We start from the raw sequence: 12,499 nt of genomic DNA, 5'->3' as shown, positions 1-12,499 counted from the left end.
GCTCCCCCTTCGAACTTCGGATCCGACGTCAGATGAGCGGTACGGTCCCGGACATCGCGTCGGCGGGACCGGCCCCGAGGCTCTCGGAGCCGTCCGCGCCGACCGCATCCGTGCCGGTTCCCACACCGGCTTCGGCTTCGGTGGACCAGGCCGCGAGCGGGTCGAAGCCGCGGTGGCCGCATTCGCCGAAGACGGTGACCGGGGCGCCGCCGGAGAGCGCGACGAGCTTCCACAGGCCGGGCCGGGACAGCGCCGCCGGGGCGACGGGCAGGGCCGCCCCGCCCGCCGCGTCCACCAACTGCCAGCCGTCCCCGGACGGTACGGGTATGACCTCGTCCAGCGTCACCGGCCAGGAGTCCAGCCAGGGGTCGTCCCGCAGGGCCCGCCCGTACGCCCCGATCGCATCGGCCGCGGTGCCGCCGGGCGGCGGGGTGCCGAACGGCGACGGCGTCCCGAACTGCTCGCCCAGCTCCGCCCGCAGCTGACCGGCGCCCGGATGGGGCGTGATCTCGGCGTCGATCGTGATGCCCACCGGCAGCGCCAGGGCGGGGGAGCGCCCGGCCGCCCCGAAGGACAGCAGCAGCGCCGTGCGGCCCGTTCTCCTGCCGTGCAGCCAGATGCGGCGGGCGACGATCCGGCCGTCCGGGGTGTCGTACCGGGCGAGGACCAGCCAGTGGTCGCGGACCGGCGGGCCCTCGGCGTGGGCCGTCAGCCCCACCCGGGTGCGGACCGTGGCCGCCAGCGGCTCCGGCAGCCGGTCGATGCCCAGCCAGGCGCTGTCCAGCAGATGGAGCAGCGCGCACTCCTCCAGCAGCCGCACCGGCCACCCCTGGCCGGATCCCGGGACGGACCCCAGCTCCCGCACTCTGGCCGCCAGCCCGGGCGCCTGGGCGTCGACCATGCGGGCCGCCGTCTCCTCCCAGAGCCCGTACCCCGCCTGACCGGCCGCCGCGAGCCCCCCGCGCAGCAGGTCCGCGAGCCGCTCCTCCAGCTCCTGCGCACCGCCGGTGATCCGCTCGGCCCGGCGCTCGGCCCGGCGCCGGGCGGCCTCCGGATCGGCCGGACCGGACGCCGCACCCCCCTCCGGCGCGTCCTTCCCCGCCTTCCCGTCCGTCCGCGCGCGACGGCCCGTCAGCCACTCCCCGGCCCAGTCCGGCGCCTCGCCGCCGGGCAGCGCCGCCCCGTCCGACGCCCAGACCAGCAGCAGCCCCAGGGCGTGCTTGCACGGGAACTTCCGGCTCGGACAACTGCACTTGTACGCGGGGCCCGTGACGTCCACGACCGTCCGGTACGGCTTGCTCCCGCTGCCCTTGCACAGCCCCCACACCGCACCCGAGCCGTCGCACCCCCCGCCCGACCACGGACCCGCCGAACCGAGCTTGCTCCCCGCCTTGCGCGACGCGTCGTCGGGAGCGAGGGCCAGTACCTGCTCCACCGTCCAGCGCGCCACCGGAACGGCGGTGCGCGAAGGTTCTCCCCCGTGAGATAGCAGCATGGGAACGACGGTAAAGCGCACCACTGACAATCGCCCTGACCTGCTGTTTCAGGCCGCATCCCCCGCACCGTCCACGCTCTCGGCACCTCCCGCGCCGTCCACGGTCTCCGCGCCGGCCGCACCATCCGCCCCGCCCGTCGCCTCCGCCTCGCCCGTCGCCTCCGCCCCGCCCGTACGGCCGTCTGCGCGGCCGGGGACCGATTGTCAGTGCCGTGGTGCACGGTGGAACCACATCAGGTCGACCGATCTGGAGGGGGATCCATGACCGTGCCCGAAACCACCGCCGCCACCGGCGCGCAGGCACTGCGCCCGCACGCCGAGGACGCCTTCGCCCACGAGCTGAAGGCCCTCGCCGCGGCCGACGACCGCCCGCGGCCCGCCCGTTGGCAGCTCTCGCCGTGGGCCGTCGCCACCTACCTGCTCGGCGGCACCCTGCCCGACGGCACGGTGATCACACCCAAGTACGTGGGCCCGCGCCGGCTCGTCGAGGTCGCGGTGACCACGCTCGCCACCGACCGCGCCCTCCTGCTCCTCGGCGTTCCCGGCACCGCCAAGACCTGGGTCTCGGAGCACCTCGCGGCCGCCGTCAGCGGTGATTCGACCCTGCTCGTCCAGGGCACCGCGGGCACCCCGGAGGAGGCCGTCCGCTACGGATGGAACTATGCGCAGCTGCTCGCGCACGGCCCCAGCCGCGACGCCCTGGTGCCCAGCCCGCTCATGCGCGCCATGTCCGGCGGCATGACCGCCCGCATCGAGGAACTGACCCGGATCCCCGCCGACGTCCAGGACTCGCTCATCACGATCCTGTCGGAGAAGACGCTCCCCGTCCCCGAGCTGGGCCAGGAGGTCCAGGCGGTCCGCGGGTTCAACGTCATCGCCACCGCCAACGACCGCGACCGAGGGGTCAACGAACTGTCCAGCGCGCTGCGCCGCCGGTTCAACACCGTCGTGCTCCCGCTGCCGGCCACCCCCGACGCCGAGGTGGACATCGTGTCCCGGCGCGTCGACCAGATAGGACGTTCCCTCGACCTCCCGGCCGCCCCCGACGGCATGGCCGAGATCCGGCGCGTCGTCACGGTCTTCCGCGAGCTGCGCGACGGCGTCACCACCGACGGCCGCACCAAGCTCAAGTCCCCCTCGGGGACGCTGTCGACGGCCGAGGCGATCTCCGTCGTCACCAACGGCCTGGCCCTGGCCGCGCACTTCGGCGACGGAGTGCTGCGCCCCGGCGACGTGGCGGCCGGCATCCTCGGCGCGGTCGTCCGCGACCCCGCGGCCGACCGGGTGGTCTGGCAGGAGTACCTGGAGACGGTGGTGCGGGAGCGGGACGGGTGGAAGGACTTCTACCGCGCCTGCCGCGAGGTATCCGCATGACCCGGACCGAGCGCCCCGCGGGGCCGCTGCTGCTGGGGGTGCGGCACCACGGCCCGGGTTCGGCGCGGGCCGTCCGCGCCGCCCTGGACGCCGCACGCCCGGGGGCCGTGCTCGTCGAGGGACCGCCGGAGGGCGACGCGCTGCTGCCGCTGGCCGCCGACGAGGGGATGCGGCCACCGGTCGCGCTCCTCGCGCACGCCGTGGACGACCCCGGGCAGGCGGCGTTCTGGCCGCTGGCCGCGTTCTCGCCGGAATGGGTCGCGGTCCGCTGGGCCCTCGAACACGACGTCCCGGTCCGCTTCATCGACCTGCCCGCGGCACACTCCCTGGCCATGACGCGCGCCGAGGAACAGGCGGCGGCCGTCGACGGTGACGGCGGCGACGGGGCGGGGAAGGGCACCGCGGCGCCCGCCGGCGCGGGGGCGCCCGACCCGGGTGACCCGTCCGCCGGCCCCTCCGCGCAGGCACCGGTCGACCCCGTCGCCGTGCTCGCCGGGGCGGCGGGCTACGACGACCCGGAGCGCTGGTGGGAGGACGTCGTCGAACACCGCGCCCAGGACGGCGGCCCCACCGACCCGCTGGCCCCCTTCGCCGCGCTCGCCGAGGCGATGACCGCCCTGCGCGAGGTGTACGGCGACGGCGGCCACCCGCGCGACACCGTCCGCGAGGCGTACATGCGCATCCAACTGCGCAAGGCGGTCAAGGAGTTCGGCGACGGCATCGCGGTCGTCTGCGGAGCCTGGCACGTCCCCGCCCTCGGCGCGGTGACCACGCTCACCGCCGACCGCGCCCTGCTCAAGGGGCTGCCCAAGCTCAGGACCGAGATGACCTGGGTGCCCTGGACGCACCGCAGGCTCGCCCGGCACAGCGGATACGGGGCGGGCATCGACTCGCCCGGCTGGTACGGGCACCTCTTCGAGGCCGCCGACCGCCCGGTCGAGCGGTGGATGACCAAGGTCGCCGGACTCCTGCGCGACGAGGACCGGTTCGTGTCCTCCGCCCACGTCATCGAGGCCGTCCGGCTCGCCGGAACCCTCGCCGCCCTGCGCGGCCGTCCGCTCGCCGGGCTGAGCGAGACGACCGACGCGATCAGGGCCGTGATGTGCGAGGGCTCCGACGTGCCGCTGGCCCTCGTCCGGAACCGGCTCGTCGTCGGCGAGACCCTCGGCGAGGTCCCGGACACCGCCCCCGCCGTCCCCCTGCAACGCGACCTCGCCCGCCGGCAGCGCACGCTCCGGCTCAAACCGGAGGCGCAGGAGCGGGAGCTGGAGCTCGACCTGCGCAAGGACAACGACGCGGCCCGCAGCCGACTGCTCCACCGGTTGCGCGTCCTCGCCGTCGGCTGGGGCGAGCCCGTGGCCGGCCGGGCGAGCACCGGCACCTTCCGGGAGAGCTGGCTGCTGCGCTGGGAACCCGAGGTGTACGTACAGGTCGCCGAGGCCGGTACCTGGGGCACCACCGTGCTCTCCGCCGCGACGGCCAGGGCCGGGGCGCTGGCCGAGGCGGCCACCACGCTCGCCGAGGTCACGGCACTCGCCGAGCAGTGCCTCCTCGCGGAGCTGCCCGAGGCCCTGCCCGTCGTGATGCGGGCCCTCGCCGACCGGGCCGCGCTCGACTCCGACGTCGGCCACCTCGCCGACGCCCTGCCCGCGCTGGCCCGCACCCTGCGCTACGGCGACGTGCGGTCCACGGACACGGCGGCGCTCGGCGAGGTCGCGGCCGGGCTCGCCGAACGGATCAGGGTCGGGCTGCCGCCCGCCTGCACCGGGCTCGACGCCGACGGCGCCGAGGAGATGCGCCGCCGGGTGGACGGCGTGCACACCGCGATCGGGCTGCTCTCCGGGACCGCCCGGGCGGGGGCGGACGCGGACGGGCTGCGCGAGCGCTGGGCGGCCGTACTGCACGGACTCGCCGCCCGGGACACGGTCGCGGGGGTCATCCGGGGCCGCGCCGCCCGGCTGCTGCTCGACGAGGGGCGGCTCGGGGAGGACGACGCGGCACGGCTGATGGGCCTGGCCCTCTCGCCCGGCACGCCCCCGGCCGACGCCGCCGCGTGGATCGAGGGGTTCGTCGGGGGAGCCGCCGGGGGCGGGATGCTGCTCGTCCACGACGAGCGGCTGCTGGGCCTGGTCGACGCCTGGCTCGCCGCGGTCCCCGCCGACACCTTCGTCGACGTGCTGCCCCTGCTGCGCCGGACGTTCTCGGCGTACGAGGCGGGCGTACGACGCACGCTGGGCGAGCTGGTGCGGCGCGGCCCGGCCGCGGGCGGCCCGGCGGCCGTCACCGGGGGCGGTGCGACGGCACCCGGTTTCGGCCCCGTACTGGACGGGACCAGGGCCGACGCGGTGGAGCCGGTGCTGCGTCTTCTGCTCGGCCTGCCCGCCGCCCCGCCCGCCGGGACCACCACGGGGGACGCAGGAACGGCGGAGACCGCCGAAAGCACCGAGAACGCCGAGCACGTCGAGGAACCGCTGGGGGCAACGGGATGACCACGCACACGGCCCGCACCACGGGCACGACGGCAGGGGCGGCGGGCACGGCCGGCGCGGCGGACGGGGAGCGGCTGCGACGGTGGCGGCTGGTGCTGGGCGGGGACGGCGCCGAGGGCACCGGCCACACCCTCACCGGGCGCGACGCCGCGATGGACGGCGCGCTGAGCGCGCTGTACGGCGGGGGCAGACCCGGCGACCGGGGCAGGGGCGGCCGTTCGGCCGGGCTCGGGGCCTCCGCGCCCTCCGTGGCCCGCTGGCTCGGCGACATCCGCACGTACTTCCCCAGCTCCCTCGTCCAGGTCATGCAGCGCGACGCGATCGACCGGCTCGGCCTCTCCGCGCTGCTCCTCGAACCGGAGATGCTGGAGGCCGTCGAGGCGGACGTCCACCTCGTCGGGACGCTCCTCTCGCTCAACAAGGCCATGCCCGAGACGACGAAGGAGACCGCGAGGGCGGTGGTGCGCAAGGTCGTCGATGACCTGGAGAAGCGGCTCGCCACCCGCACCCGGGCGACCCTCACCGGCGCGCTGGACCGTTCGGCGCGGATCAGCCGGCCCCGTCACCACGACATCGACTGGGACCGCACCATCCGGGCCAACCTCAAGAACTACCTCCCCGAGTACGGCACCGTCGTCCCCGAACGGCTCATCGGCCACGGACGGGCCGACCGGTCCGTGAAGAAGGACGTGATCCTCTGCATCGACCAGTCGGGGTCGATGGCCGCCTCCGTGGTCTACGCCTCCGTCTTCGGCGCGGTGCTCGCCTCCATGCGCACCCTGCGGACCAGGCTCGTCGTCTTCGACACGGCGGTGGTCGACCTCACCGACCAGCTCGACGACCCCGTCGACGTCCTCTTCGGCACCCAGCTCGGCGGCGGCACGGACATCAACCGGGCGCTCGCCCACTGCCAGTCGCACATCACCCGTCCGGCGGACACCGTCGTCGTTCTCATCAGCGACCTCTACGAGGGCGGCATACGCGACGAGATGCTGAAGCGGGTCGCCGCGATGAAGGCGTCCGGTGTGCAGTTCGTGGCCCTGCTCGCGCTGTCCGACGAGGGCGCGCCCGCCTACGACCGCGAGCACGCGGCGGCGCTCGGCGCCCTGGGCGCACCGGCCTTCGCCTGCACCCCGGACCTGTTCCCCGAAGTGATGGCGGCGGCCGTCGAGAAGCGGCCGCTCCCCGTGCCGGACCGGGAGCCCGACCGGTAGCCGCAGCACCGGGACCCGGCCACCGGCGTGATCTGTGACCGTAATCACCGCTCCGTCGGTATCTGTGATTTAGGGTCCTGCGGGACGCGGGGATAACCTGCGAGATGGACATGCCGCGTACCGGGGTCACCGTGTGCGCCCTCCTGGTGACACAGCAGTCACGTTGCCCCTCGCGGCACGCCCACGCAGAAAACGAACCGCGAGACCATTGATTAAGGGACGGACGCGCGTGGACCTGTTCGAGTACCAGGCGAGGGACCTCTTCGCCAAGCACGGTGTACCGGTGCTGGCCGGTGAAGTCATCGACACGCCTGAGGCGGCCCGCGAGGCGACCGAGCGGCTGGGCGGCAAGTCGGTCGTCAAGGCGCAGGTGAAGGTCGGCGGCCGCGGCAAGGCCGGCGGCGTCAAGCTGGCCGCCACCCCCGACGAGGCGGTCGCCCGCGCGACCGACATCCTCGGCATGGACATCAAGGGCCACACGGTCCACAAGGTGATGATCGCCGAGCTGTCTCCGGAGATCGAGGCGGAGTACTACGTCTCGTACCTCCTCGACCGCACCAACCGCACCTTCCTGGCCATGGCCTCGGTGCAGGGCGGCATGGACATCGAGGAGGTCGCGGAGAAGACCCCCGAGGCCCTCGCGAAGGTCCCGGTCAACGCCGTCGAGGGTGTCACGATCGAGAAGGCCCGCGAGATCGTCGCCCAGGCCGCGTTCCCGGCCGAGGTCGCCGAGAAGGTTGCCGAGGTCCTGGTGACGCTGTGGGACACCTTCGTCGCCGAGGACGCCCTCCTCGTCGAGGTCAACCCGCTGGTCAAGACCAAGGACGGCCGCATCCTGGCCCTGGACGGCAAGGTCTCGCTCGACGAGAACGCCGACTTCCGCCAGCCCGAGCACGAGGCGCTGGAGGACAAGGCCGCGGCCAACCCGCTGGAGGCCGCCGCCAAGGCCAAGAACCTCAACTACGTCAAGCTCGACGGCGAGGTCGGCATCATCGGCAACGGCGCCGGTCTGGTCATGTCGACCCTGGACGTCGTCGCGTACGCCGGTGAGAACCACGGCAACGTGAAGCCCGCCAACTTCCTCGACATCGGTGGCGGCGCCTCCGCCGAGGTCATGGCGAACGGCCTGGAGATCATCCTCGGCGACCCGGACGTCAAGTCCGTCTTCGTCAACGTCTTCGGCGGCATCACCGCCTGCGACGAGGTCGCCAACGGCATCGTCCAGGCGCTCGCGCTCCTCAAGTCCAAGGGCGAGGACGTCACCAAGCCGCTGGTCGTGCGCCTCGACGGCAACAACGCGGAGCTGGGTCGCAAGATCCTCTCCGACGCGAACCACCCGCTCGTTCAGCGCGTGGACACCATGGACGGCGCGGCCGACAAGGCCGCCGAGCTCGCCGCGGCTGCGAAGTAAGGGACGAGGGACTCCAACACCATGGCTATCTTCCTCACCAAGGACAGCAAGGTCATCGTCCAGGGGATGACCGGCGCCACCGGTATGAAGCACACCAAGCTCATGCTCGGTGACGGCACCAACATCGTCGGCGGCGTGAACCCGCGCAAGGCCGGTACGTCCGTCGACTTCGACGGCACCGAGGTGCCCGTCTTCGGCTCCGTCGCGGAGGCGATGGAGAAGACCGGCGCGAACGTGTCCGTCCTCTTCGTGCCGCCGGCCTTCGCCAAGGCCGCCGTCGTCGAGGCGATCGACGCCGAGATCCCGCTCGCCGTCGTGATCACCGAGGGCATCGCCGTCCACGACTCGGCCGCCTTCTGGGCGTACGCGACGTCGAAGGGCAACAAGACCCGGATCATCGGCCCGAACTGCCCCGGCCTGATCACCCCCGGTCAGTCCAACGCCGGCATCATCCCGGGCGACATCACCAAGCCCGGCCGCATCGGTCTCGTGTCCAAGTCCGGCACGCTGACCTACCAGATGATGTACGAGCTCCGCGACATCGGCTTCTCGTCCGCCGTCGGCATCGGTGGCGACCCGGTCATCGGCACGACGCACATCGACGCCCTCGCGGCGTTCGAGGCCGACCCGGAGACCGACCTGATCGTGATGATCGGTGAGATCGGCGGCGACGCCGAGGAGCGTGCGGCCGACTTCATCAAGGCCAACGTCACCAAGCCGGTCGTCGGTTACGTCGCGGGCTTCACCGCCCCCGAGGGCAAGACCATGGGCCACGCGGGCGCCATCGTCTCCGGCTCCTCCGGCACCGCCCAGGCGAAGAAGGAGGCCCTCGAGGCCGCCGGCGTCAAGGTCGGCAAGACGCCGACCGAGACGGCCAAGCTGGCGCGCGAGATCCTCGGCGCCTGATCGCCCGATCTCATCGCGGCACCGCACGGACGGCGCGGGCCCGTACCCCGGTCAAGGGGTACGGGCCCGCGCCGTTCTGTCGGTTCCGTCCGGTCCGGACCGCCGGCTCAGTCGGCGCCGGGGACCAGCCGTGCCGGGCCCTGTACGAGTTCGCCGTGCAGCTTCTTCCGCAGCTTCAGGTCCTGCGGCGTCAGCTTCTCCGGGCCGCCGTGCGGCGGCACCCCGTCGACCTGCCGGGCGGGTGACGCCGGGGCCTCGTACCGTGCCGGGGCCGTCGCCAGGGTGAACAGCGTCAGGCCGATGATCAGCACCGTGAAGGAGACGGCCGCCCTGGTCCACAGCTGGGCCTTGCGCTCGCTGCCCTCGCGGACCATGGCGGGCGGAAGGAGCGGGCCGCAGGGCTGGGCCAGGGCGAGCGCGCCGAGCTGTTCGTGCAGGAGCGCCGACCGGTCGGCGGACGCCGCGGCCCCCGACTGCCCGGGATCGGCGCCGGAACGCCCGGAACCGGTGCCGGGTCCGGCCTCGGTGCCGGGTTCCGCCGGCGCGGAGAGCCGCTCGGCGATCGCGGCGCGGGCGTTCATCAGCCGGCTCGCCGCCGCCGGGGTGCTCGCCTCGGTCTCCGCCGCCGTGTCCGGCAGGTCCAGGCCGACACCGTCATGGAGCAGCAGGGTGCGCCGGTACGACGGCGGCAGTTCGAGCAGCGCGTCGAGCAGGGCTTGCGCCCCGGGCTCGGCCTGCGGCGGGTCGGGGTGGCGGTGGGCGCGGCGCAGCCGGTGCCACGGCGACACGGCGTACTCGTACGCCGCGGCCCGTACCCAGCCCACCGGGTCCCGGTCCACCGCGACCTCGGGCCAGCGGTCCCAGGCCAGGGCGAATGCCTGCGCGACGGACTCCCGGGCGAGGGCCCGGCGGCCGGTCAGCAGGAACGCCTGCCGGAAGAGGGCCTCGGCGCAGTGCCGGTACAGCGCGTCGAACGCCTCGGCGGGGGAGGGCCCGTCGGACCGGTCCTCCGAGGCCCCGTTCTCCGGGGCCTCGGCGGGCCCGGCGGGCGCCGCGGGGGACTTGGAAGTCCTGGGCGCCGCAGCCGGTGCCGCGCAGGGGCGTTCAGCGGCCGGCGTGCGTCCGGTGGTCGGTGGGCGTCCGGTGGCGGAGGCGCGTTCGGGCGCGGGGGCACGGCGGGTGGTGGGCGTGCCGGGCAGATCGGGGGTGGTGCCGGGCTCGGTCGGGGCCATGGCGGTGCTCCCGGTGGCTTCGACGGGGTTCGGCGGACGGGACGACGGCTGTGCGGACGGTCCCGGCTTCGGGGACGCCACCGGTTTGGCCAGCCTCGCGACCGACGTCGGCGACGTCGGCCGGGCGGCCCGTTTGGCGGCGGCCTTCGGCCTGGTGTTCGCGGCGGCCGTCTTGGTCCGTGCGTTCGGAGGCGTGGCCTGCGGGCCCGTCCTGCCTCCGCCGATCAGCCTGGCGTATGCCTCGCGCTTCCGCCCCCGGGGAGAACTGCGTCCCGTCTCCCAGGACCGGACCGTGGCCCGGGTGACGCCCACGGCCGTCGCCACCTGCTCCTCACTCAGTGACTTCGCCTCGCGCAGTCTGCGTCGCTCCTTGGGGGAGGGGAGTGGATGGGCAGCGGCCGGGTCGGCCGGACTCCGCGTCATGTAGAACCCCCGTTGGAGCGACACCGGGTGGAAAAGAACATAAACGTATATTGAGCGACACAGCGGCCGTTCGCCTGTTACACGAAATAAGCGCGTGTCGTTGGGAGCATTGCGGTGTGACCCGAATGACCGAACGCAGTCCGTCGTCGCCGGCGGAGTCCAACCGGTCCACCGCGCCGCTCTTCGCCCTCCTGCGCGGAGCGATCGCGGCCGGGCTGGGACTGGGCTCGCTGACGGTGCTCGTCCTGGTGCTGTGGATCTGTTCCCCGGCCCCGGACGGCGGCCCCGGCGGCGCCCTCCACACGGCGGCCGGGCTCTGGCTGCTCGCCCACGGCGCCGAGCTGATCAGGACCGACACGCTCAGCGGGGTTCCCGCTCCGGTCGGCCTCGTTCCGCTGCTGCTCGCCGTGGCGCCGGTGTGGCTCGTGCACCGGGCGGTCCGGGACGTGCTGGCCGACGAGGAGCGCCCGGTGTCCTCGACGACGGTCGCCTTCCTCGCGGTCGTCGGCGGGTACCTGCTGGTGGGTGCGGCCGTCGTGGTCTACGCGCGGGGCGGCGGCGCGCTGTCCGTGCGTCCGATGTCGCTGCTCCTCCCCTCGGCCGTCGTAGTGACGGGCGCCGCGGCGGCCGGGGTCTGGACGGCGGCCGGACGCCCGGTCGGACCGCCGCCCTCCTGGGCGCCGGTGCGGCTGCACGAGGCGCTGGCGCGCGACCGGTTCGGGGAACGGGTGCGGACGGCGTGCCGCTCGGCCGCGGCCGGGACGGCGGTGCTGCTCGGCGGCGGCGCGCTGCTCGTCGCGGTGGCGCTGGTCCGGCACGCGGAGTCCGCACAGCAGTCGTTCGTCCGGCTCTCGGACGACGGGGCGGGGCAGGTCTCGGTCCTGCTGCTCGCGCTGGCGCTGGTGCCGAACGCGGCGGTCTGGGCCGCGGCGTACGGGCTCGGGCCGGGCTTCGCGCTCGGTACGACGTCCGCGGTCACCCCGCTCGCCTTCTCGGGGAGCCCGGCGCTGCCCGCCTTCCCGCTGCTCGCCGCGGTACCGGCGGAGGGCCCCGGCACGGCCCCGAACTGGGCGGCCGGGGCGGTGCCGGTCGCGGCGGGGGCGACGATCGCCTGGTTCACGGTGCGCCGGGCCGCGCCCGTGCACGCGGCACGGGAGGAGGCGTGGAGCCTGCGGGAGACCGCGCTGACGGCCGCCCTGGGCGCGGTGGGGTGCGGGACCGGCGCGGCGGTGCTGGCGGCGGCGTCGGGAGGGCCGCTCGGAACCCGGGCCCTGGCGGAGTTCGGGCCGGTGTGGTGGCTGACGGGGGCGGCGGCCCTGGCGTGGACGATGCTCATCGGCGTTCCGGGAGCACTGCTGCTGAGGTTCTGGCGGCTGCGGGAACACGACGAGAGCGAGAACGAGGACGGGTCCGGGGCCGGGGAACAGGAGGACCGGCGGGACCGGTGGGAGGAGGACGGCGAGGGGCGGCGGCGGTGGTGGTGGCCGTGGCACGGCCGTCGGGGCGACGACGGTACGGCCGGGGCCGAGCCGCCCGTACCGGACGCCGTGTCCGCGACCGCCCCGGAACCGGGCTCCGAGCCGAAGCGGAAGGCGAAGTCGAACGTCGGTGTCGGCGCCGGTGCTGGTGCCGGTGGTTCCGGTGGGGCGGCGGCGGTGTCCGCGCCCGCGCCCGCCTCCTCCGCCCGGGTGCCGGGCCCGGCCGTCGTGCCCGGGCCGGAGGAGGACGACGGATTTGAACCGTACGACTTCCTGCCGACCGACCCGTGGCACGAGCGGAGGGGGGGGGGGGGGGGGGGGGGGGCGGCGCGGGGGGGCGGGGGGGGGGGGGGGGGGGGGGGGGGGGGGGGGGGGGGCGGCGCGGGGGGGGGGGGGGGGGGGGGGGGGGGGGGGGGGGGGGGGGGGGGGGGGGGGGGGGGGGGGGGGGGGGGCCCCCCCCCTCCCCGGTGAACCAGT

8 protein-coding genes are annotated in these 12,499 nt (G+C 74.9%); 6 read left to right on the top strand and 2 right to left on the bottom strand.

The window, feature by feature from the left end:
- Positions 1-28: 28 nt before the first annotated feature.
- Positions 29-1,495 (bottom strand): SWIM zinc finger family protein, encoded by a 1,467-nt coding sequence (locus ACFYW1_RS22625; RefSeq protein ID WP_388995905.1) that lies wholly within the window; start codon positions 1,493-1,495, stop codon positions 29-31.
- A 261-nt stretch (positions 1,496-1,756) separates the two neighbouring features.
- Between ACFYW1_RS22625 and ACFYW1_RS22620 the strand changes: the two genes are divergently transcribed.
- The 5 genes from ACFYW1_RS22620 to sucD all read left to right on the top strand — a co-directional run bounded on the left by ACFYW1_RS22620 (position 1,757) and on the right by sucD (position 8,889).
- Positions 1,757-2,869: an AAA family ATPase gene (locus tag ACFYW1_RS22620; protein ID WP_148838785.1), complete on the top strand. Its 1,113-nt coding sequence runs from the start codon at positions 1,757-1,759 to the stop codon at positions 2,867-2,869.
- A complete protein-coding gene (locus ACFYW1_RS22615; protein ID WP_388995902.1) occupies positions 2,866-5,358 on the top strand; it encodes a DUF5682 family protein in 2,493 nt (830 codons plus the stop codon). The genes ACFYW1_RS22620 and ACFYW1_RS22615 overlap by 4 nt, the downstream gene beginning before the upstream one ends.
- A complete protein-coding gene (locus ACFYW1_RS22610) occupies positions 5,355-6,572 on the top strand; it encodes a VWA domain-containing protein (protein WP_388995899.1) in 1,218 nt (405 codons plus the stop codon). Before ACFYW1_RS22615 ends, ACFYW1_RS22610 begins: the two co-directional genes overlap by 4 nt.
- 229 nt (positions 6,573-6,801) lie before the next feature.
- The gene (gene sucC, locus ACFYW1_RS22605; RefSeq protein WP_388995896.1) at positions 6,802-7,983 is read left to right on the top strand and encodes an ADP-forming succinate--CoA ligase subunit beta; all 1,182 of its coding nucleotides are present in this window, start codon (positions 6,802-6,804) and stop codon (positions 7,981-7,983) included.
- Positions 7,984-8,004: 21 nt separating this feature from the next.
- Positions 8,005-8,889, top strand: coding sequence for a succinate--CoA ligase subunit alpha (sucD, locus tag ACFYW1_RS22600; RefSeq protein ID WP_148838788.1), 885 nt, complete (start codon positions 8,005-8,007; stop codon positions 8,887-8,889).
- 107 nt (positions 8,890-8,996) lie between these two features.
- Here the strand turns inward: sucD and ACFYW1_RS22595 are convergent, their stop codons facing one another.
- Positions 8,997-10,544 carry a sigma factor-like helix-turn-helix DNA-binding protein gene (locus ACFYW1_RS22595; protein WP_388995892.1) on the bottom strand — a complete coding sequence of 516 codons (1,548 nt, stop codon included), beginning with the start codon at positions 10,542-10,544 and terminating at the stop codon, positions 8,997-8,999.
- A 125-nt stretch (positions 10,545-10,669) separates the two neighbouring features.
- Between ACFYW1_RS22595 and ACFYW1_RS22590 the strand changes: the two genes are divergently transcribed.
- The gene (locus tag ACFYW1_RS22590) at positions 10,670-12,493 is read left to right on the top strand and encodes a DUF6350 family protein (RefSeq protein WP_388995889.1); all 1,824 of its coding nucleotides are present in this window, start codon (positions 10,670-10,672) and stop codon (positions 12,491-12,493) included.
- Positions 12,494-12,499 lie beyond the last annotated feature (6 nt).

The organism is Streptomyces sp. NPDC002669 (assembly GCF_042889165.1).
Taxonomy (GTDB): domain Bacteria; phylum Actinomycetota; class Actinomycetes; order Streptomycetales; family Streptomycetaceae; genus Streptomyces.
This window is presented reverse-complemented; position numbering and strand designations above follow the sequence as displayed.